This is a genomic window from Hoylesella shahii (assembly GCF_937990675.1).
GTDB lineage: Bacteria > Bacteroidota > Bacteroidia > Bacteroidales > Bacteroidaceae > Prevotella > Prevotella shahii.
This window is the reverse complement of the sequence record NZ_CALKQY010000031.1, coordinates 22,323-43,973: the sequence shown is the minus strand read 5'-3', so window position 1 is coordinate 43,973 and position 21,651 is coordinate 22,323. Positions and strand designations below refer to the sequence as shown.

17 protein-coding genes are annotated in these 21,651 nt (G+C 45.4%); 7 read left to right on the top strand and 10 right to left on the bottom strand.

Going from position 1 to position 21,651, the window contains the following annotated elements:
- Positions 1 to 64: 64 nt before the first annotated feature.
- The 7 genes from QME03_RS05265 to QME03_RS05235 all read right to left on the bottom strand — a co-directional run bounded on the left by QME03_RS05265 (position 65) and on the right by QME03_RS05235 (position 9,734).
- Positions 65 to 2,605: a TonB-dependent receptor gene (locus tag QME03_RS05265; RefSeq protein ID WP_273146926.1), complete on the bottom strand. Its 2,541-nt coding sequence runs from the start codon at positions 2,603 to 2,605 to the stop codon at positions 65 to 67.
- 370 nt (positions 2,606 to 2,975) lie between these two features.
- The gene (locus QME03_RS05260) at positions 2,976 to 3,758 is read right to left on the bottom strand and encodes a creatininase family protein (protein WP_273146928.1); all 783 of its coding nucleotides are present in this window, start codon (positions 3,756 to 3,758) and stop codon (positions 2,976 to 2,978) included.
- An 8-nt stretch (positions 3,759 to 3,766) separates the two neighbouring features.
- Positions 3,767 to 4,954 (bottom strand): AGE family epimerase/isomerase, encoded by a 1,188-nt coding sequence (locus QME03_RS05255; protein WP_025816849.1) that lies wholly within the window; start codon positions 4,952 to 4,954, stop codon positions 3,767 to 3,769.
- Between the two features lie 26 nt (positions 4,955 to 4,980).
- Positions 4,981 to 5,901, bottom strand: coding sequence for a dihydrodipicolinate synthase family protein (locus tag QME03_RS05250; RefSeq protein ID WP_025816850.1), 921 nt, complete (start codon positions 5,899 to 5,901; stop codon positions 4,981 to 4,983).
- A 201-nt stretch (positions 5,902 to 6,102) separates the two neighbouring features.
- Positions 6,103 to 7,338 carry an MFS transporter gene (locus QME03_RS05245; RefSeq protein WP_281723691.1) on the bottom strand — a complete coding sequence of 412 codons (1,236 nt, stop codon included), beginning with the start codon at positions 7,336 to 7,338 and terminating at the stop codon, positions 6,103 to 6,105.
- Positions 7,339 to 7,560: 222 nt separating this feature from the next.
- Positions 7,561 to 8,607, bottom strand: coding sequence for a cyclically-permuted mutarotase family protein (locus tag QME03_RS05240; RefSeq protein ID WP_281723690.1), 1,047 nt, complete (start codon positions 8,605 to 8,607; stop codon positions 7,561 to 7,563).
- A 398-nt stretch (positions 8,608 to 9,005) separates the two neighbouring features.
- Positions 9,006 to 9,734, bottom strand: coding sequence for an HdeD family acid-resistance protein (locus QME03_RS05235; RefSeq protein WP_273113996.1), 729 nt, complete (start codon positions 9,732 to 9,734; stop codon positions 9,006 to 9,008).
- A 366-nt stretch (positions 9,735 to 10,100) separates the two neighbouring features.
- Between QME03_RS05235 and QME03_RS05230 the strand changes: the two genes are divergently transcribed.
- Positions 10,101 to 10,640, top strand: coding sequence for a histidine phosphatase family protein (locus QME03_RS05230; RefSeq protein ID WP_281723689.1), 540 nt, complete (start codon positions 10,101 to 10,103; stop codon positions 10,638 to 10,640).
- 246 nt (positions 10,641 to 10,886) lie between these two features.
- Here QME03_RS05230 and QME03_RS05225 read toward each other — a convergent pair whose 3' ends face one another.
- Complete coding sequence (locus QME03_RS05225) at positions 10,887 to 12,311, bottom strand: ATP-dependent DNA helicase (RefSeq protein WP_273262548.1); 1,425 nt, start codon at positions 12,309 to 12,311, stop codon at positions 10,887 to 10,889.
- Between the two features lie 238 nt (positions 12,312 to 12,549).
- On the opposite strand from QME03_RS05225, the gene QME03_RS05220 reads away from it, so the two are divergent.
- The 3 genes from QME03_RS05220 (at position 12,550) to QME03_RS05210 (ending at position 15,589) form a co-directional block, all read left to right on the top strand.
- Positions 12,550 to 13,383: a DUF3822 family protein gene (locus QME03_RS05220; protein WP_281723702.1), complete on the top strand. Its 834-nt coding sequence runs from the start codon at positions 12,550 to 12,552 to the stop codon at positions 13,381 to 13,383.
- A gap of 45 nt (positions 13,384 to 13,428) precedes the next feature.
- On the top strand, positions 13,429 to 13,983 hold the full coding sequence (gene rsmD, locus QME03_RS05215; protein WP_281723701.1) for a 16S rRNA (guanine(966)-N(2))-methyltransferase RsmD: 555 nt from the start codon (positions 13,429 to 13,431) through the stop codon (positions 13,981 to 13,983).
- A 202-nt stretch (positions 13,984 to 14,185) separates the two neighbouring features.
- Complete coding sequence (locus QME03_RS05210; protein ID WP_281723688.1) at positions 14,186 to 15,589, top strand: C1 family peptidase; 1,404 nt, start codon at positions 14,186 to 14,188, stop codon at positions 15,587 to 15,589.
- 74 nt (positions 15,590 to 15,663) lie between these two features.
- On the opposite strand, the gene cysK is transcribed toward QME03_RS05210, so the two are convergent.
- Positions 15,664 to 16,611, bottom strand: a complete 948-nt coding sequence (gene cysK / locus QME03_RS05205) for a cysteine synthase A (RefSeq protein ID WP_110370448.1) — start codon at positions 16,609 to 16,611, stop codon at positions 15,664 to 15,666.
- A 342-nt stretch (positions 16,612 to 16,953) separates the two neighbouring features.
- Here cysK and QME03_RS05200 point away from each other — a divergent pair, with 342 nt between their 5' ends.
- Positions 16,954 to 17,919: an ADP-ribosylglycohydrolase family protein gene (locus QME03_RS05200; RefSeq protein ID WP_281723687.1), complete on the top strand. Its 966-nt coding sequence runs from the start codon at positions 16,954 to 16,956 to the stop codon at positions 17,917 to 17,919.
- 90 nt (positions 17,920 to 18,009) lie between these two features.
- Here the strand turns inward: QME03_RS05200 and QME03_RS05195 are convergent, their stop codons facing one another.
- Positions 18,010 to 18,888 (bottom strand): DMT family transporter, encoded by an 879-nt coding sequence (locus tag QME03_RS05195; protein WP_044075955.1) that lies wholly within the window; start codon positions 18,886 to 18,888, stop codon positions 18,010 to 18,012.
- A gap of 354 nt (positions 18,889 to 19,242) precedes the next feature.
- Between QME03_RS05195 and QME03_RS05190 the strand changes: the two genes are divergently transcribed.
- On the top strand, positions 19,243 to 20,061 hold the full coding sequence (locus QME03_RS05190) for an AAA family ATPase (RefSeq protein WP_281723686.1): 819 nt from the start codon (positions 19,243 to 19,245) through the stop codon (positions 20,059 to 20,061).
- Between the two features lie 296 nt (positions 20,062 to 20,357).
- Positions 20,358 to 21,413 carry a DUF4435 domain-containing protein gene (locus tag QME03_RS05185; protein WP_281723685.1) on the top strand — a complete coding sequence of 352 codons (1,056 nt, stop codon included), beginning with the start codon at positions 20,358 to 20,360 and terminating at the stop codon, positions 21,411 to 21,413.
- The last annotated feature ends 238 nt before the right edge of the window (positions 21,414 to 21,651 follow it).

Below are 21,651 nucleotides of genomic sequence, written 5' to 3'. Positions count from 1 at the left end.
GCATTTGGGTTATGAACTTATCAATTGTTAGATGATATGCCTAGGGGCATGAATGCCTACCGCACTAAAAGCGATAAGTTACATTGAGCATCGCATTAGTGCCCCAAGCATAGAATTTCTTGGGATTACGCGAGAACTTATAAGCACGTGCATTACCCGAAGCGGTATAGTCTGAACGACTTTGTTCGTAGCCACCTGTCACAATACGGCTATTATTGAGCAGATTGGTGAACATCAAGTTCACAGACATCTGTCCGCGTTTCAGATAGATGCTCTTACCAATCGAGCCATCTAGCATAAATCCGCCATTCCCTTTATCTTGCGGAGTGCGCATCACATTGCCTTCGGCATCAACGTTTCCGCGTTTCTCGCCCACGCTCTTATAGCGATGATAAAGCGAATAACCCAGGTAAATGCGGTCGTAGTAGTTGCCACACAAGTCTACAAACCAGCCTCCTTTGTGGTAGCTAAGAATCAAGCTACCAGCCGTAAGGGGCGTTCCAGCCTCGCGCATATCTTTATTAAGCACCACATCATTCTCGTAAGTACCTTGAGTTGAGTTTACATAGGTTACGTAAGCATCGTTAATATTCTTGGCTTCGCTCATTGTGCCCAAGAGTTTTACGTCAAATGCAGAGTTTATTTTATATTTCAACGCTGCTTCCAACCCATAGTGCACCTTCTTTTGGTTCTTAACTGCCACGTAAGAGAACGAGTTGATATCGTCGAAATAGAAGCAATGCCAATCGGCAACATTGCTTAAGTGAGTGAAATATCCGTTAAGGTTAAGGTGAATACGGCCAGATTGATGTTGAAAACCTAATTCAGCGCTATACACACGCTCGTTTTTCAGGCCTAGCACAAAGTCGTTGTTCAATTCAGGAGCTACAAACGACACGTAAGGCGTGGGTGCATTAAACTGATAACCTTGACCCAACTGCAACGTATTGCCGCCGCCCATGCTCCAAATTAGGCTTGCTTTACCGCCACCTTCAAGAAAATGCGCGGTACCGCTTTTGCCAAACGAGCTTTCTGCGAACAATCCGTTGCGCATTTTGCCGTCGCGTTGCATGCTAACGCCTCCCACTTTACCAGCAAACATTAAGTTTACACGACCAAGAAGCACATTATAACTGCTCCAAGCCATGGCCTTATTCACCAGCAGATGATAGTCGTAACCAAACACATCGCCCTTTCCCACCAGTGCATTAGGATTGTTCAAGTCGTATTGCACTTGCGAAGAATTGGGTGCATAGGTACCAATGGCATAAGTGTTAACGTTGTGATAGGAGTTAGCACCCAGCAAATCGTCCATAGTTTGATAGTTACGGGCATTGTTAGTGCTACCGATAAAACCTAAGTTCCATGTAGCGTTCTTTGTAACCTGCATGTTAAGTGTAGAAGCCAACGCCAATGTTAGTGCATCGTTGCGACGAGCTTGCAAGTAATACATAGCATCTACGCCCTGTGCTGCCACACTTTTATTGGCAGCATAGAGTCTATCCCAGTTCACTTGTCGGTTGGCTTTGCTTGCCGTTAGATAATTATAGGCTGTATACCAGTCGGCAAGTGATTGTCTTGTTCTAGCCAATTTGTTGGTTTCATCCCAAACATCATAATAGCTACTGGGCAACATTTTCCAATAATCTGGCTGCGGATTATCGCTATTATTATAGTTTAGCTTCGTGCTTTTGTACATACTGTATCGTCCAAAGAGCGAAGTAGAAAGCTTCAAGCCATCGTCAATCTTCCAATCCCAGGTCATTACGGCCGATGGTGCGAAGTCGTTTACCACGCGCGAGTTTCTCACTTTGCCGTTTTGGTATCCCCAATAGGGGTTGTATTGGTTATCGTTAGCAATCCAATAGCTTTCGTCTGTTGCTGCACCTTGCGAGCCTCGCTCTGTGGGATTGCCCCAAGTGGTGAAGGCCATCGAATGCTGTGTGCGCGAACCAAACACCTTTTGCACGCCCAAGAAATAAGATAAAGAGTTATAGAAGGTGCCTTCCACATATCCGCGGTTAGCCCAACGATAAGTTAAGCTAGCCGAAAAGGCCCATCCTTTCTCGTTTAGTCCGCTATTATATGTGTACATACCACGCAAAGTGTAGTTTCGGTTGGCGCCACCAATTGAGAGGCGGTGACCGGTGGGTTGATTAGCGGGTCGGAAATCGTAGTTATTAGAACCTCCCAATGCAGGCATGGCAAAGAGATTATCCTCGAAAGGCAATGCAAAGTCGGCATTTCGAGTTTGTTGGTTCAGTCCTCCTACATTTGAAAAGCGGAATTGTCCGCTCACGGCATCGTTTAATGGCACACCGTTTACATGCACCTCGTTGTACTTTTGGTTAAGTGCACGATACCTAAACCTCATTGGTGAGAATAAGAATCCCACTTGCGAGGCATATAGATTAGATGCCGAATTAATGATGGTTACGTTCTGCGACATATTTTCGTTATCACCAAGTTGTGCCTCGGTGAATGTAAATGCCGACTCGTCTACCGTTGTTGGCTGTTGCTGTTTGTTGTCCTTGGGTGTTTGTGCAAATGTCACTGGGGCATAACACAAGGCAACCAATGCTAGTTTCAGCTTTGCTTTCGTCATAGTCTTATCTTTATTGCTAATGAGTATAATCGGTTGCAAAGTAACAAAATAAAATTGAAAAAAAGTTGTTTTTACCCAAAAGAATATGTTCGTTTCATCCCTATTGTTGTCCCTTTGCACATTAATATGTTGGTAAACATTTTTTACAGACTATTCTTTAGCGGTAAGCCAATGGTGAAATGCTTGTATTAGCGAAATTAAAAACAGCAATCCCAAACCAGCCAACAGCATAAGGATAACTCATTTAGCATGGGTAGGCCTTGCGCTATTGGCAGGTTCGGGATTGAAAATAAAGCAATGTGCAAGGCGGTGCGCACATTTTGCACATAATATAAAAGCTTGTTAGCAAGCTAGCTGGCAAGTTTGTTGCTCACCAAGCATCTTCCGTATAAAGGTCGTCTTCGTTATTCACCGCTATGAAATCGGCAAAAAAACTGGCGTAGGCATCGCAAACAGCACTAGCAAAACGTTTTCCCTTCTCGGCTGTAGACAGCGAAGGCGAGCCAATACCTGTGTCTTTCGACACCTTTTTCCAATTGCGTGGCATCCACACACGTCCATCTTGCAAGGCTTCTATAGTGAAAGCGTTGCTCTTAGCTTCGCCCGCATCTGCGAGATTCACCAATTCTGAATGGTAATGCATCATCACCGAGGTTTCAATTTCGTCGGCATGGTCGCCTGGATTGTCGAAAAAGTCCTTTGCACGGCACATTTTAAACCACTCGCTAGCAGCGATAAGGAAGTCGGGATATTGTGTAAGCAGGTCGCGAATCATGCTTTTAAACGTGTTGCCGTCATGACCATTAACTATAACCAACTTGCGAAATCCTTGATGATAAAGCGAATCTACGATATCTGTCAGTATGGCCTTTTGTGTTTCATATCGTGTATGCACACAGAAAGGCAATGTTCTTTGCCCCGGATTTTGCGAACCCATCGTAATTGGTGGCATCACCATGGCATGCAAGCCATGCACATCTAGCAAGCGTTGGGCTGCATCTACGCCAATATCATGCGACAAAATGCAGTCTGTGATATAAGGCAAATGGTAGTTGTGTGGCTCGGTTGCTCCCCAAGGCAGCACCACCAGTTGGTAGTTATTGTGCCTTGTGATGCCGTAGTTGCTCACCGAGAGGTCGACCGTTTTATTCATCTACAGTGTTAGAATTTCGTTTTCAGAATTTCGTTGCACAGCAAGAACGAATTGATGAGCATACGTGGGATGTGGAACGGACCTTTAAAGAGGTTGCCTTTGGCAGGTTGTGCCACGGTGCCATCACGATGTAAGTAGCCATACCACTCGCCAAACTCTGGGTCGGGCAAGTGTTTGTAGGTCCAATCGTTAATTAGTTGGTGGCGTTCCAAGTATTTTTCGTCACCTGTAGCCAAGTAAGCATAGAGCATAGCGATAACCGTTTCGGTTTGTGGCCACCAGAATTTCATGTCTTGCGCATAGTCTTGCGAGGGCAATCCCTTGCAATCGCGGAAGTTGATGATGCCTCCGTAGGTTTCATCCCATCCCCAATCCCACGACCAATCAAGGATTTCTAGGCCCATTTGTTTTAAGTCAGCATCCCATTTACGATGGCGCGACTCTTCCAAAACAAACCAAGCCGTCTCTATGCAGTGGCCTGGGTTGATGGTTCGGCCGTTGATGGTGTCGATAAATTCGCCATTAGGTCCAACTGTTTCAAGCAAAGCCTTATATTCGGGATGCATAAAATAGTTTTTAATGGCATGCAACGAAGTGTCTATTTGCTCTGTTAGGATGGGGTCGTCGATGGCCATACGCAAACGCGAAGCCGTGTTGATAAGTATCATCGTGAGCGAATGACCCTGGCATTGCACGCTTGGCAGATACTTGGCAGGCAACAATCCTGGTGTATTGGCATAGCGTTGCACCAGTTTGAAGAGGTCTAATGCGCGCTGAGCATAGCTCTTATCACCCGAAGCGATGGCATATTCGGCCATGGCGATAATGGCAAAGCACTCTGAAAAGAGGTAACGACGCATGCGAAGTGGTGTTCCCTCGGCCGTAACCTCAAAGTACATGCGACCATCAGGCGCGGTGCAATGGTTGATAATAAAGTCGATACAGCTTTTAGAAGCAGCAAGCCATTCGGGGTTTTGTTCGATATTGTTGTACGCGGCAGCAGCAACAAAGCCAAACCTACCTTGAAACCACACACTCTTAGTTGAATCGATGAGCGTTCCGTCGCGGTCAACACAGGTGTACACGCCCCCATTTTGGCGATCCAATCCGTATTTCATCCAGAACGGCATCACATTGTTTACAAAGTCTTCTTTATAACGCTGCGCCCAATGTTGCAAATATTGTTTTGTATCCATTTAGTTATTAGTGCTTAATCGTTTAGTTATTTGCACACGTTGCACCTTTCAAAAAATCCTATCTCTTCTAATTCTCTACGCATTTGCGCCTCTTCTTCGTCGGTCATATTTCGGAAAGGCGTGCGATTAGGTCCGAGGTCGAAGCCCAAGAACTTCATGATACGCTTTCCACCAACGATGTTTCCGCGGAAATGGCATATCACATTGATTACCGCTTGCGAGAAGTTTTGCTTTTCGCGAGCCGTTTCGATGTCGCCATTGTTCCATGCTTCGATGATGCCCACTAGTTCACGACCATTATAATTGGTTGTTCCGCCAATGCCACCTTTTGCTCCTCCTTGTGCCAAAGAAGGCAGAATGGTTTCGTCTTGTCCGTGCAGCATATCGTATTTGCCATCCTTATATAGTCGGCATTGGTTGTATTCGTACAAACTTTCATAGGTGTACTTAATGCCTGCGAAGTTAGGGATACGTCCATCAACAGCCTTAAGCAAATCTATCATCGGCAAGAAGGCACCATTGAAGGCGGGAATGTGATAATAATAGAAAGGCAGTGATGGTGCAGCCTCGGCAATAGCAGCGCAATAGTCTACCAATTCTTCGACGCGACCAATCTTTGGGAATGGTGGAGCCATAGCGCCAACGCCCCAAGCACCAATCTTTTCGGCATGACGAGCCAAGGCAACACTTTCTTTTAGGCAGCAACTACCAACGTGTACAATAACTTTGAAGCCTTCAGGAGCAACGCTAACCCAGCGTTCGGCCAACAACATTCGCTCCTCGGTGGTAAGCATATAGCCCTCGCCCGACGAGCCATTGATAAACACTCCCTTCAATCCGTTGTGCTGCAACATTTGCGCATAGCGTTCGATGGGTTCGAGATTTACTTCGCCGTTAGCGTGAAACGGTGTAAACGGCGCATCAATCAGTCCGATAATCTTTTCCATTATATGTATGTTATTTATTTAAGTTCGTGAGTTATTGAGCTTGTAAGTTGGTGAGTTTGTGAGTTCGTAAGTTTGTGAGATGGGTGTTCCTAGTTATAACTTCGTAAACATCTAGTGGGTAAATGTAGCCGAAAAGACTAAGAAAGTAAAACATAATAGAACCCGAAAACTCAAAAACTTATGAACTCAAGAACTAACACCTTAGGGTACGTTATCTGTTTGTGGGCGCAAGAACGCGAGTTGCATAATAAGCGCCAAGGCCACAATGCCACCTAGAAGGGCGAAACCTAAGCCTAGATTACCGCCATCGGTCCACGAACCCAGCACTTGTGTAACTGCAGCGCCTGCAAAAACACCCGTCATATTCATAATGCCATAGGCTGTTGCACGATATCTGGCCGACACAAACTGGCAAAGTATGGGCATATTGTTGGCATCGAAAATACCAAAGCCTACACCAAAGAGCAAGCCTGCACCAACAACCCCCACAACACTATGACCAAATCCTAGCAACAAAAGCGCAGGAATGGTTAGACTAAGCCCAATGGCACTAGTGTAGATACGACCACGAACGTTGCGTTGTGCCCAACGGTCGGAAAGAATACCACCACAGATAACACCAATGAACGACGAAACAGAAATGGTAATGGTAGACATCGGACCAGCTGCTGTCATATCTAACGACAGATTTTCAGAGAAAAGTGTGGGTAACCAGTTCTTTGTTGCCCAACCAGGAAGACTGGGAACGGCGAAATAAAACAGGATAATCCAAAATGCCCAGTTACCTAATACCACGCCAAGTCCTCGCCAAATGCTCTCGCTTTTTTGACCAGGTGCCACCGTATTGCGACTCTTAACGCTGCATTTGGGGTTCTCATAGAGCAAAAACATCAACACAAACGAATAAACAACGCCTATCAAACCTAGAGCAAAGAAGGTGTAATGCCACGAGAAATAATGAGCAAGATTGGCACCAAAGCCTCCCAAACCTTGACCAACATACAAACCTGTCATGTGCACACCGATAGCCAACGAGCGCGATTTACCCGAATGCCAGTCGGTTATTAGTGCTAAGGCCGATGGTATATAGAGCGCTTCACTAACACCCATCAGGGCACGAAGCACGTAAAGCGTTTCGAATTTGGTGGCAAAGCCCATAGAAAGCGTAACGGCCGACCACACGAAGAGACTGCCCACCACGAGCCACTTTCGGCTAAGTTTATCGGCTATAACGCCCGCAAAGGGACTGAAACAACCATAAACCCACATAAACACTGCCATTAATGCACCGAATACTTCAGCTTTGTTCAATTCTACAATATCGGCCTTGATGGCTCCTTGCATTGTGGAAAGCATCTGGCGGTCCATATAATTAAGTAAGGCCACCACCCATAACAATCCAACCACAATCCAGGGGTAGTTTTTATTCGCTATCATTTATCTGTATTTTGTGTTTAATATGTCGTGCGCATGACTCAAAATGTACGCCAATCTCGCACGCAAAAATTGTCTTTACTTATTACTTACTTGTTTCGTGCGTCTATCATCTATCGCACATGCCTTCGCCATTTGCCAGTAATCTAGCACCTTCAAACCAGTAAACTGAAAATGTTTAAACAGGCATACTACTAGCCATAGACTCAACCCGTGCACAAAAACTTAGTCCACACGAAACCTAACTATCTCGCTTGTGCGTATGCCTGGCTTCAATTCGCCACCCACAACATACACCCAACCATCCCAATAGGCCAAGGCACAACCAGCACGAGCCACCGAAGAGTGTTGAAGCAGTTGCGTCCACGCACCTTGGCGATAGCACAACACCTTGTTGTTAAAACGATACCATTCGGGTTCGTGCAACAAATAGCCCTCAGGCAACTTATTGATGGCTGCCAAAAACACATCTTTATTAACACCACCCACCACAACAACACCTTTCTGGGGCACAGCAATAGCCGCGGCTCCACCTGTAAACACCTCTTCGCCAACAGCATCTGTTGGCACTGGTAAGGAAGTCCAAGTGCCACAACCAGCATTATAACTTGCGCCATTCATAGCCAACTGGGCGGGCTTTGTCTCTGTTTTGGGTGCAAAACCACCCCAAACGCCCAGCAAACCACCCTCAAGGGGAGCAGCAATGGGCTGAACTCTAGCAATACCAGGTATAGCAGCATGCTCTTTCCAACCCTCTTTTTCAGCGTTCTTTAGATTTAACGACCACACTTTTTGCGTGGCCACGCCCTCGCAATTGCCACCAGCCACATATAGAATGTGGCCAACCACTGCGCCAGACATATTGTCTAAGGCATGAGGCAAACTGGGTAACGCTTCTTGTTTCACGCCCTCGGCCGTGGGATACAATCTAATGGCCGTGGTAAGTGCGCCCACTTCGTTATTTCCACCAACAAAAATCAAGGAGTTTTCGTAACTAACACTCACGCCATAAGCAGCCTCTTGAGGCATCTGCCCAACGGTTTTCCAAACCAGTTGGTCGCTGTTGGCTTGCAGTTCGGCAGCATAAATAGTTTTATAAAACCGTTTTTTGCCACCCTCGGCCACTGGTTTCTCGGGGAAGTTGCACCCTCCTGCTATATATAAGCGACCGTTAATAACGCCATAGAAACAAGCTGACACGCCTTTATCGAAACCAGGTTCTTCGGTGGGAAACCCCATCATGCGTTGAATAGAGTTAGAATTTTGCGCCATAACATTTGTTATAAACAAAGCCATCAACACAAATATTATCTTAAGTCTTTTTATGTTGATAAACTCTTTATTGGAAAATATTTTATTATCTAAAAGCAATATTATAGTAATTTTTAGTTGTATTGACCGCAAAGTTAATTTAAAAACAGCAAAACACAAAAAATATTGATGCCTTTTTGCCATTAGAAACAAGTTAATTATTGATTATAAGTAATACAACACCAAAGTTATAATCTTCAATCTAGGTGTTATATGTTAAACTTCTTCCCAAAGCTGTCACAATAAAGGCCGACCCAAGACGCGGATTATGCACCACTTCTTGGGTCGGCCTCTGTTATATCTAAGTTCCTAATAGCCCTTTTGTCTAGGTTTTATCGCTTAGCAAATGGGCTACCTGTTTATATTCCTGCCCCAACGTTAGGATTTTCGGGTTCTTCGGGTGCGCTGTTGGCGGGTGTTGCATCCACAGCAGGGAGTCCAGAAGCAACGTCTTGCGCACCAACTTCCTCAGCTTCGGCATCCACAACTTCTGCTTCGGTCTGCTGTTGTCTCTCAAGTCGGGCCACTTGCCTTCGTATATTCATCACCTTAAAGGCATTAATGCATTCCACAATCCCATAATACAGCATGGCCCAACCTAAGAAAAGCAAGGGAGCAGAGGCTATCCATTGGGGACGGAAAATAGCTATTAGCCCCACAACAAACACAATGGAGGGCATGAGCCAAAAGAAAAGTCCCAGACGAGAGAGTTTAACTACACTGGCCAAGGTGATATATTGTCCCACAGCACCTAAAATAAGGATGGCACCAAAGATGTAAACCATCCAGTTAACCACTATTGTGGGGAATGCAGCCAAGGCCACTCCTAGCACTAAACTACCAATACCCACCACTGGAAACGTAGGCTTGTCTATCGAAATGGGGTTGCCATTTACATCCAAAGTGGCCGTGGTCTTGGCGTTTCGATTAACTAAATAAACGATACACGATATCAAACCAGAGATAAAGAACAACACACCGATGATGATGGTTATCCACGTCACCGTTTGTTCACGGTATTTTATCAACAAAAAACCCACCACAACGGCGATGATAGCACGGAGAAATGCTGCTTGAACTGTTTTCATACTCATTATTATATATACATCAGATTTTTTTAGGCGTGTTTTGTAATTTCCTCGTTCCGTTTATGGAGACTCCTCATGAGGCCTTTCCTCTTTCGCAAGATACGGACTGGATGTGCCTTAATCTACCTACAAAAATACAAACTATCTTTTGTCGGTGCAATTTTTTTGGTTACTTTTGTGAAATGTTTATAACTAAAGGTATCCTAAATTCAACATCTAAAGAATTTTCTCGTCTCTAACATTCAACATAAAGATGAATGTTATGCTCAAACTGATAAGCAATGCGTTGGTATAAAATTATAACCTCGCGTTCGAAACCTCAGCAACTCATAAACTCAAGAACTCATAAACTCATCACCCCCATATATGACAACGCTTTTATTGGTGCGCCATGGCGAAACCGTGGACAATATAAACCAAATACTGCAAGGCCAAACTCAAGGCGAACTAAACGAAACAGGCGTGGAACAGGCAGAGAAATTGGCGCGCAAACTTAGCAATACGCATATCGACGCCTTTATTAGCAGCGACCTACAGCGAGCCGAACACACCTGCAAAATTATCGCTGAAGCTCACAACAAGTCGTTTGTTACAACACCTTTATTGCGCGAACGCGACTGGGGTGGCTTCACCGGCGAATTTATTCCTAGTCTTAAAGACAAAGTTTGGCCCGATGATGTGGAGACTTTGCCACAAATTAAGCAACGTGCTAACCTATTTCTCAACTTGATTGCTCAACAATATCCCAACCAAACGGTGCTAGCCGTGGGCCATGGCATTATTAATAAAGCTATTCAAAGTGTGCTTTACGATAAGGAAATGCACGAAGTGGAAAAGATGGGAAATGCGGAAGTGAGAGTATTAATGGTGAAAGGGGATTGGAAAGGGGAAAAAGTGAAAGACTGAAAAGAGGAAAAGGGGATAAAAAGGTGAGAATGTGGCTAAGCCTTCTACTTCACAACTCTTTAAATCCCTACTTCATAACCCCTTAACTCCGACTTAATACCCCCTTGTCAACAACATACCCTCGCTACAAGAGCCTTGTAGTGGGCTACAAGCAACTTGTAGTCGCAGTACAAGATAGCTTGTACTGCAAAGAATACTACAAACCGAGCGATGTAGAGAGGCTACTCTTCATAACGTAGAAACAAATTATTCCATTTGTTGCTTAGGCCAATTCACCAAGAAAAGTTTACTCTTAGCACGTGTAAAGGCCGTGTAAAGCCAATGCAGATAATCAGAACGCGACGCGTCTTCTGGCACATAACCCTGGTCAAGATACACATGTTCCCACTGTCCACCCTGCGCTTTATGACAAGTTACGGCGTAAGCAAACTTCACTTGCAAAGCATTAAAAAACACATCACCCTTCACCATCTTCATTCTATCGGCCTTCAAAGGCACGTCGGCATAATCGTTTAACACATTATTATATAGTTCCTCGTTTTGTTGAGCCGTGAGCGCAGGTGCTTCAGAGAGCAAACTATCCAGCACAATGGTTACTTTTAGTTCCTCATTCTCGTAGTCGCTTAGCTGCAACCACACATCGGCGAAGCGCAATCCGTGGGCTGTTTGTTCGTTTCTTACTCGCATCACACGCGCTCGGTCACCATTAGCCAAGAAGCCTATAGAACTTTTTTCCTTCTCCGTCCAATAATAATTGTTCTTCACCACCATGAGCAAGTCGCCCGTGGTGAGCAATTCTTCTCGTCCTAATACTGTGTTTCTGATGCCTTGATTAAAAACATTTGCCCGCTTATTGCTACGTGTCACCACGATGGTTTCGTCCATCCCCACCTCTGTATAACTAGTGTTGAGTGTCTCGATAAGTTCATCGCCAGGCACAACCAGCACATCAGCAAACCCCTGAAACCTAACTTTGGGCAACAGCGTATCATCGTCGCGACCCATTAACTGGCGCAAGCAAGTGGCATTAAACAGGATACCACTTTGCGATTGCTGCCTCACCACCTCGTTGAGGTTACAGGCAAATACTTCCATGCCATAGCCTTCCATAAACTGCGTGTCGAGAGCAGGGCTCAACTCTTCGCCAACAGGCGGAAGCTGCGCTTGGTCGCCTATGAGCACAAGACGGCAATTGCGCCCCGAATAAACATAACGCACAAGGTCGTCAAGCAGTCTACCACTACCAAAGCCTGCCTCTACCCCACCCCCATTAGCCACCATTGAGGCCTCGTCCACCATAAAAAGCGTGTCGGCATGCAAATTATCATTAAGGTTATACTCACCCCCGATGCCAGCAAATGCCCTTAGTCTATAAATCTTACGATGAATGGTAAAGGCCGCATGCCCACCACTATTGAGCGAAAACACCTTAGCGGCGCGACCAGTGGGAGCCATCAGCACCGTTTTTTGTCCTAATAGCGCCATCGCTCGCACGAAAGCGCCAGCCAAAGAACTTTTTCCCGTTCCCGCACTTCCACGCATCAGCATCATCGAATGCGGGTTGCGACACACCAAAAATTCTGTAAAAACACGCATAGCCGATTCTTGTTCTGTCGTAGGCGCATGCCCAAAACATTGCTCAAGGCGAAGATATATCTCGTGGGTTATCATTGTTTTTGATTTCTAAAACACCAAGTTTGCAAACATTTTTGTAATTTTGCAAAAGCGTTGTGCAGGATTACGTCCTGTCACGATGCGCCCAACACAACGGAATGCAAAGTTAGAAAAAGTATCCCGAACACCGAATGAAAGTAAACATTAATTACATCTTGGCGTTATGCGTGGCAATATTGCTGGCCTTATGTGTGCTCAGCATCTTGCGCGGCGCCGCTTAAACCCCACCCAAGCCATGCAGGAGACTGCTCCCGACCTTCATATACAACAAACGCGACTGGTGATTCGCGCCACCCGCAACACGCTTTCCTTCGCCGCAGTTGACCCTACGGTGCAGACAAACTTGTTTTTCGAACCCTACACCGTTCGCAGTGGCATATCGGTAGCAGCCAACTTACGCGAGGCTTTTAAAACATCCACCTTGCTACTTCGGGACTACAAACGCGCCAACCTGCTGGTTGACACGCCTGTGATGCTTGTGCCCATAGACGAGTTTCAAGAAGAAGATGTGCGACAACTATACCATCGCACCATGGTTTTGGCAGATGCCGACACCATGATGCACCATGTGCTGCCCGACCTCAATGCTGTGGCGGTGTTTGCTGTGAACAAAGACTTGAAACTTGTGGTTGACGACCATTTTGTAGATGTGAGAATAACGCCTCTAATGAAAGGTGTGTGGACACATCTGCACCGTCGTAGTTTTACAGGTAGCCGCAGAAAACTGTACGCTTACTTCCACGACAAGCGCCTAGAGGTGTTCTCCTTTGGCAAAAACAGATTTAAATTTAGTAACGCTTTCGACACCAATAGCTCGCGCGATGCCATGTATTTCATCCTTTATGTTTGGAAACAGATGGGCTTCGATAGTGTGCAAGACGAGCTACACCTATCGGGCGACATCCCTGATAAAGACTGGACGAAGAATGCTTTGCTGGAATTTGTGAAGAAAACCTACGTTGCCAACCCCGTGGCCGACTTCAACCGAGCGCCCATCACTGCTATCGAGGGCTTGCCTTACGACCTCATGACCATCTTTGTGAGAGGCATAAAAGACAGCAACCGATAAGCTTTAGCTTACATTTTTGCCACAAATCACCACAAACTAACACTCATCATGCGCATTATCACCGGCATATATAAAGGTAGACACTTCGACATCCCACGCACGTTTAAGGCTCGACCTACAACCGATTTCGCTAAAGAGAATATCTTTAACGTGCTTAACGCATATATAGACTTTGAAGATGCCACTGCACTCGACCTCTTTGCTGGCACGGGTAGCATTTCGCTTGAATTGCTTTCAAGGGGATGCAACAGCGTGGTGAGCGTGGAAGCCGACCGCGAGCACGCCAACTTTATTCGCCAATGCACCACAAAACTTGGCACCGACAAATGTTTGCTTATCCGTGGAGACGTCTTCAGGTTTGTTAAAAGCTGCCATCAACAGTTTGATTTCGTCTTTGCCGACCCACCATACGCCCTACCCGATTTGGAGAAAATCCCCAATTTGATTTTCCAACACCAACTGCTTAAACCCAATGGCGTGTTGGTTTTCGAACACGGAAGGGGCAACGACTTCTCCCAACATCCACATTTTGTGGATCATCGAGCATACGGAAGCGTTAATTTTAGCCTATTCAAAGCAGCCGAGAATAAGGAAGTTTAAGTTTTTCTTAGCGCACACACCTGCCTAAAGTTTTTTTAAGACTGCTAGGTTTGCATCGCCAACCAATTGCGCCATCATAACAATGCCCGTAAGAACAACCACTCTTTATAGGTGATGCCCTACAAACAAATTGCCTATTAGGGGCTTGCTTATGACGTTTTTTATGACTATCTTTGTAGAAAAATAAAAAACCAAACAATTTATGAACAATAAAATGCTGATTGTAGGGGCTCTCTTGGCCATATCAGGAAGCCTCAACGCCCAAAACAAGGACGGCGGAATATCTTCGCAAATGTTGCAACAGATACAGCAACACAGTAAACAAACAACGGCCGAGAAGGCTATTTCTAACGCCATCGCCACTAATTCTATCGACGAATTGGCACGAACACCTCAAAGCCGAGCTGAAATAGACCCCTATTTCAGTGTGGAAACACCCAAGCAAAACATTCATAACCAAAAGAGTTCGGGCAGATGTTGGATGTTTACAGGCCTTAATGTTCTGAGGGGCGACTTTGCTTTGAAAAGCGATTCGCTAACAGTGGAGTATTCGCATGCTTACCTATTTTTCTACGATCAGCTTGAAAAAGCCAACCTCATGCTGCAAAGCGTGGTAGACTGTGCCAAGAAACCTATCAACGACCCCGAAGTGCAATTCTTCTTTAAGCACCCTCTAAACGATGGTGGTACATTCACTGGCGTGGCCGACTTGGCCGAAAAATATGGTCTAGTACCCAAAAGCGTAATGCCTGAAACCTACTCTAGCGAAAACAGTAGCCGGATGTCGAAACTTATTTCGTCGAAACTTCGCGAGTATGGACTTGAATTGCGCAAGATGGTTGCCGCTAAAGCCAAACCCACACAAATACAAGAACGCAAGACACAGATGCTTGCCACCGTCTATAAGATGCTTGCACTAACACTAGGCGAGCCTGTTAAGTCGTTCGAATATGCCTTTAAAAACAAAGCAGGCAAAGCCATCACCCCTGTTGAAACCTATACTCCAAAGCAATTTTTCGACAAAACGGTGGGCCGTTCACTTAACAACAACATCATCATGGTGATGAACGACCCACGTAATGCCTATTATAAAGTGTACGAAGTGAAACACGACCGCCACACCTACGACGGTCATAACTGGCGCTACTTGAACCTTCCAATGGAAGATATTCACAAATTGGCCATCGCATCACTTAAGGCTGGACACAAGATGTACACCTCTTACGATGTAGGCAAACAACTAGACCGTAGCAAAGGTTATTTGGATTTGAACAATTTTGATTACGGATCACTCTTCGGTACAACGTTCCCCATGAACAAAGCCGACCGCATTGCCACCTTCGACAGCGGCTCTACGCACGCTATGACCTTAACAGCTGTTGACCTCGACGCACAAGGTAAGCCTCTTAAATGGAAGGTTGAAAACAGCTGGGGAGCAGACAATGGATACAAAGGCTATCTCATTATGTCGAACGACTGGTTCAATGAGTTCTTCTTCCGCCTAGTTGTAGACAAGCAGTTTGTACCTGCCGACATCCTAAAGATGACCGAACAAACACCCATCATGCTACCCTACGACGACCCCGTGTTTGCAGATGACTTGTAAAAGAGAATTTAAGGAGTTAAGGAGTTAAGCCCCCTTAACTCCTTAACTTCTTTATTCCTCATAACGAATACGCATTATAAAGGATATTCTTCAAAAGCATAAAGCACCGTTGAAAGATATCGCTCACCCGTATCGGGCAACAAAGTAACGATGCGTTTGCTTGCATTCTCGGGACGTTTAGCCAATTGCATGGCTGCAAATACAGCAGCACCCGACGAGATTCCAGCCAAAACACCCTCTTGTTGAGCCAATTCCCTACCCGTGCGAATAGCATCATCATTGCCAACCTGTACCACTTCGTCTACCACGCTGCCATTATAGGTTTTGGGAACAAAGCCTGCACCAATGCCTTGTATCTTGTGCGGACCAGGCTTACCGCCACTCAAAACAGGAGAATCGGCAGGTTCTACAGCCACAATGCGCACATTGGGATTTTTCTCTTTCAAATATTTCCCAACTCCCGACACCGTTCCGCCTGTTCCAACACCAGCCACAAAAATATCTATTTCACCACTCGTATCAGCCCAAATCTCACGCCCTGTAACCTCGTAATGACGTTCGGGGTTGGCCAAATTCTCAAACTGCTGCAGAATAACAGCCCCAGGAATAGCAGCTCTTAGCTGCATGGCCATTTCTATTGCGCCTTTCATACCTTCTTTTCCAGGCGTAAGTTTCACCTGCGCACCATATGCTTTCACCAAATTTCGTCGTTCTACGCTCATTGTTTCGGGCATGGTGAGTATCAACTTATATCCTTTCACGGCAGCCACAAGTGCCAACCCCACACCAGTATTGCCACTAGTGGGTTCGATAATGGTAGCACCTGGTTTCAGCAAGCCCTTGCGTTCGGCGTCCTCAATCATAGCCAGCGCAATGCGATCTTTCACACTTCCGCCAGGATTAAAACTCTCTATCTTTGCCACGATGGGCGTTTGAAGGTTGTTAGAAGCCGAAAACTTACTAAGTTCCAACAACGGGGTGCCTCCGATTAATTCGGTCAGCTGCTTTGCTATACGTGCCATACCTTATTCTCTTTTTATTTTATTATCTTTTTGACGATGCAAAGTTACGAAGAAATGCAAAGGCGTGCAATCGCATAAGTGTGGTATATTTGTGCCTATACAAACATATTAGAAACAAAGTTATCGGCAACCAATAGACAACAAAATATTTTCATCAACACTAAAAACGCTAAACTCTTCGCAATTCACCTCAACTTTCGTATATTTGCAGTATTCTGTCGCACAAGGTCTGCACTCGCATGATAAGCAAGTTGAATGGAACAAAGAGCAAAAGCATGTGGCGGTGATGAAATGAAATTCGACAATAGTAGCATTCATAGTTTATAAAACTCGAAAAGCATAATGATAAATCATGGTTTTGAACAAGCCAATAATAATGATACGCTTGTTGATAGAATAAAAGGAACCATCTATGGCCAAGCCATTGGCGACGCACTAGGCTTGGGTACAGAAGGAATGACAGACGAAGAAATGGCCTTGAACTATCCCAATGGCATCACCCATTATAATGACATCTTTCAAGACCATCATCGCAAAAGGTGGAAAATAGGTGATTGGACCGACGACACCGACATGATGCTGTGCATTGCCAATGCCGTTATCAAGGACAAAGGAGTGAACCTAACTTCTATTGCCCAAAACTTCAAGCATTGGGCGGATGGCTGTCCGATGGGCATTGGCGAAACCACACATAAGGTTTTACTCTTTGGAGACTACGTAGAAAAACCTTTTGAGGTGTCTAAGAAAATTTGGGAGATGAGCCATTGCAGAGCGGCAGCTAACGGAGGACTGATGCGTACATCGGTTGTTGGCTTGTTTCCCAAAGCAGTAGAAGTGTGTGCAGCAAACATTTGCAAACTAACCCACTACGACCCGCGTTGCGTTGGTTCGTGCGTTATCGTGTCTTTGCTGATACATAGCTTGGTTTACGAAGGCAAAGATCTGTCTTATCACCAAATAATAGACTTGGCCAGAAAATACGACGATAGGATTATCGAGTACGTAGACCTATCAATCGACACCGACATTCGAGCGTTAGAACTACAAGATAAAAACTCTGTTGGGTACACCTTACGCTGTTTAGCCGCAGGCCTATGGGCCTATTGGCACGCCAAATCGTTTGCAGATGGACTTTTAGCCATCGTAAGGGCAGGCGGAGATGCCGACACTAACGCGGCTGTGGCTTGCGCCATTCTGGGTGCTAAGTTCGGATATGGCACTATTCCCACGGAATATGTTGACGGACTGATTTATAAAAAACAGCTTGACAACATCATTAAAGAAATAAGTTCTTTGGTGCTACATTAAAGGCAGCAATGTAATATGTGTCTAATCTGTTTTCAATCAGCCAAATATTCCACTCTGTTGTTCTCTTAGATTGAGACTGAGGCTAGTACGTTACTTTCTTTTCTCAAGGTCGCGCTTGCTCTTCGACTTAGTTACAAGCCAGACACCACCAAACACCAAGATGATGGCAAGACCCTGCGCCCACTTCAACACGCCGATACCCATCAGCACACTAACCGTTACCGACACAATGGGCTGCACATAATTGTAGATGCTAACCACCGTGGGGCGAAGTGTTTTCTGGCCCACCATGATGAGACAATAACAAACAAAGGTGCAAATCACCACCACATAGGCCGTTTCGAGCCACGTAATAGCCCCTATTTGTGCCCAAGGCAAGGCCGCGACATGCACTCCTGTGAAAGGCAAGAGTATCAAAGTGGCCCAAAAAAACATCCACTTGCTAACCGTTATCACCGAATAGCGACGCACAAGGGGATTGAAAAGCGAGAGATAAAAAGCATAAGAAAACTGCGCGCAAAGGCAAAGCAGGTCGCCACGTATATCTCCTTGCACCTTGTTGGTGGCCGCAGCACTTGTAAGAATAAGTATTAATGCACCACTACAACCCATCAACACGCCCGTGGCTTTCTTTCCCGTTATGGGTTCTTTAAGGATGATAGCCGAGAAAACCATCGCAAAAATAGGCATCGAAGTGGTTACAATACTGGCATTGATAGGCGAAGTGAGGCTCAACCCGATAGTAAAACAGCACTGATTGCACACCAATCCGAAGACGGCTGCACCTGCAAAGCGAAACACATCCTTGCGTGGCACATGCTCTTTACTAGCAAAAAGCGATGCTAACCAAAACAACAAAGCACCACCTACCACTCTAAACGTAACCATCGAGATGCCATCTAGCCCGTGGGTCATGGCGTCTTTACCCAAGGGTGCCATCAATCCCCAAAACATACAAGCCAAAAACATGGCCGCATGGGCCTGCAATGGCGGTGTGCCTTGAGGCTTATTGGGCGGTGTTGTTGGCGCTTGTTGGGCTGCATTTGGTGCTATTTGGTTGACCTCTTCGCAGAACGAAGAGGCATTATCATCGCTGATGTGCATATTGTCCATATCTTCTTTAAGTTTTTTATGGTGCAAAGTTAGTCAAATTAGAATAAAATGCGTATTTTTGTAAGGAGCGTTCATGCCATTTAATTCGTGGTCTTCATAGGCAGCGGAGTTAGATGCAGGCGCGAACAACGAACAAACGTTTGATTTTAACAGGCCCTAACCTCTGCTTAACACCAACAGCACGAGCACAGGCCACAACAATAAGCCCACATGGAGAAATATGCTGACTACATCAAGGAGATTGAAATAGACTCGCTATGGAGCGGAACGCGACACATTGTGTGGCGACTGCATAAGCAGGTAAACGTGTTGAGTGGCGTTAACGGTATGGGTAAGAGCACCATTCTTAACCGGGTGGTGAAATGTTTGCCTAAAGGTGGCGACACCAATCAGGCGCATGTAAAGGGTGTGCACATTACGATGGCGCCCGAAGATGCTACATGCGTGCGATACGACATCATTCGTTCGTTCGATCGCCCGCTGCTCAATGCTGAGATTATTGCAAAACTAGGATTGAACATTGCCACCGAACTAGATTTCCAACTCTACCAACTGCAACGCCGATACCTAGACTATCAGGTTGATATTGGCAACCGCATTATTAGCACTTTGCAAAGTGGCACCCCAGATGCTGCACGCTTGGCGCAGGCGCACAACGAACCCAAGCAACTGTTTCAAGACATGATTGACCGCCTGTTTGCCGAAACGGGCAAGACTATTATTCGCAGCGAGAACGAAGTGCGCTTTGCGCAGATAGGCGAAACGCTGCAGCCTTATCAACTGTCTAGTGGAGAAAAGCAATTGCTGGTGGTGCTGCTTACAGTGCTGGTTGAAGATCAACGCCCTTATGTTCTCTTTATGGACGAACCCGAAGTAAGTATGCACATCGAATGGCAAAAACAACTTATCGACCTTATTTTGCAACTTAATCCTAACGTACAAATTATTCTCACCACCCATAGCCCCGCTGTTATCATGGACGGATGGCTAGACAGAGTGACTGAAGTGAGTGATATCATGGTGGAATAGAAAACTGATGAATGAATAAACAAACAGACAAGTTCACTAGTTAAAGAGGTGATATGATGAGTTTATAAGTTGATGAGTTTATAAGTTGATGAGTTTATAAGTTGATGAGTTTATAAGTTGATATGTTGATGTATAAATGAGTTAACAAGCAGAAGGCGAAGCCATATTTTCACCTTTCCAACCTTTCACCTTTTCACCATTACATCCCCCCTTTTCACCCTTTCACCTTTTCACCCTTTCACCTTTAAAAGCCCTTTCGCCATTAAAGCCCTTTCCCCCTTAAAAAAAATCGCCCTATGTCCAGAGGTTTAAAAGAACATCTTTCGTCGTCTTACTTCGAAGCAGCCAACAGAATGACGCCCAAAAAGGCGCGAAGGCGCATCGTGGCTTATGTAGAAAGCTACGACGATATTTTTTTTTGGCGCACAGTGCTGGGCAGTTTCGAAAACACAAACCTATATTTCGAGGTAATGTTGCCTTCGAAAGAAAATAAATTAGAACGGGGAAAAAAAGCAGCTCTGATGAGTCTTATTGGCGAGAAGGTGGGAAACGACATGATTGCCTGTGTGGATGCCGACTACGATTATCTGCTGCAAGGGGCCACACTGCTATCTAAAACCATCCTTAACAACCCCTTTGTGTTTCACACCTACGCCTATGCCATTGAAAACTTACAATGCTTTGCTGGTGGATTGCACGAGGTGTGCGTGGCTGCAACCCTCAACGACCACTTTGTGTTCGACTTCACCGACTTCTTTTCGCGTTATTCGCGCATTGTGTTTCCCCTCTTTGTGTGGAATATTTGGCACTATCGCACAGGCTGTTATAGTGAGTTTACACTCACCGACTTTAACCGAATGATAGACCTAGGCAGGTTTTCGATTCATCGAACGGATGAACTTCTGGAGAAACTTCGAAACAGAATAGACCACAAACTGCGCCAATTGCGCCAACGCCATACCAACGCTAAAACGAGTTGGAACGAGGTGAAAGCCGACTTATTGCGCCTGGGCGTTACGCCAGATACAACTTATCTCTATATTCAAGGCCACCACTTGGCCGACACACTGGTTATACCAATGCTTATGAGAGTGTGCGAACAGCTGATACACGAACGCGAAATAGAGATAAGACAACAAAGCGTGCATGCTACACAGATGCGAAACGAATTGGCTTCTTACGCACATAGCGTGGCCGACATGGCGCCAATGCTCAAAAAAAGTAAGATATATGTAGACGCTGCCCCTTTTTTGAAAATTAAAAAAGATATTCAGTCCTTTTTAAATCGCGACGCTAATATCGACACAAAACCCATCAACGGCACGCCCGACAACGCTGGTTATGCTAAGTAATGTATTGCCCAGTGGGCCATCAGTTACTATTACATGCGTGCTTAATGCTTCGTGGTGAATTTGTGGCCAACCAACAAGGGGCTATTGCCATTAACCATTATAGAAATAATGTAGCCCGATAGAACTTCGCCTAAAGCAAAAGTAGGTCGTTCGGATGGATTGAGCAAACACATAGAGCTTAGCTCCGTGTTAAATACAGTGATATTATTTTACAAAACACACTCCCAACAATCACCCC

Excerpts from the sequence above, each read along its gene's own strand:
- QME03_RS05265 (WP_273146926.1), bottom strand. The coding sequence starts at position 2,605 with ATGACGAAAGCAAAGCTGAAACTAGCATTGGTTGCCTTGTGTTATGCC.
- QME03_RS05260 (WP_273146928.1), bottom strand. The coding sequence starts at position 3,758 with ATGAATAAAACGGTCGACCTCTCGGTGAGCAACTACGGCATCACAAGG.
- QME03_RS05255 (WP_025816849.1), bottom strand. The coding sequence starts at position 4,954 with ATGGATACAAAACAATATTTGCAACATTGGGCGCAGCGTTATAAAGAA.
- QME03_RS05250 (WP_025816850.1), bottom strand. The coding sequence starts at position 5,901 with ATGGAAAAGATTATCGGACTGATTGATGCGCCGTTTACACCGTTTCAC.
- QME03_RS05245 (WP_281723691.1), bottom strand. The coding sequence starts at position 7,338 with ATGATAGCGAATAAAAACTACCCCTGGATTGTGGTTGGATTGTTATGG.
- QME03_RS05240 (WP_281723690.1), bottom strand. The coding sequence starts at position 8,607 with ATGGCGCAAAATTCTAACTCTATTCAACGCATGATGGGGTTTCCCACC.
- QME03_RS05235 (WP_273113996.1), bottom strand. The coding sequence starts at position 9,734 with ATGAAAACAGTTCAAGCAGCATTTCTCCGTGCTATCATCGCCGTTGTG.
- QME03_RS05230 (WP_281723689.1), top strand. The coding sequence starts at position 10,101 with ATGACAACGCTTTTATTGGTGCGCCATGGCGAAACCGTGGACAATATA.
- QME03_RS05225 (WP_273262548.1), bottom strand. The coding sequence starts at position 12,311 with ATGATAACCCACGAGATATATCTTCGCCTTGAGCAATGTTTTGGGCAT.
- QME03_RS05220 (WP_281723702.1), top strand. The coding sequence starts at position 12,550 with ATGCAGGAGACTGCTCCCGACCTTCATATACAACAAACGCGACTGGTG.
- QME03_RS05210 (WP_281723688.1), top strand. The coding sequence starts at position 14,186 with ATGAACAATAAAATGCTGATTGTAGGGGCTCTCTTGGCCATATCAGGA.
- cysK (WP_110370448.1), bottom strand. The coding sequence starts at position 16,611 with ATGGCACGTATAGCAAAGCAGCTGACCGAATTAATCGGAGGCACCCCG.
- QME03_RS05200 (WP_281723687.1), top strand. The coding sequence starts at position 16,954 with ATGATAAATCATGGTTTTGAACAAGCCAATAATAATGATACGCTTGTT.
- QME03_RS05195 (WP_044075955.1), bottom strand. The coding sequence starts at position 18,888 with ATGTTTTTGGCTTGTATGTTTTGGGGATTGATGGCACCCTTGGGTAAA.
- QME03_RS05190 (WP_281723686.1), top strand. The coding sequence starts at position 19,243 with ATGGAGAAATATGCTGACTACATCAAGGAGATTGAAATAGACTCGCTA.
- QME03_RS05185 (WP_281723685.1), top strand. The coding sequence starts at position 20,358 with ATGTCCAGAGGTTTAAAAGAACATCTTTCGTCGTCTTACTTCGAAGCA.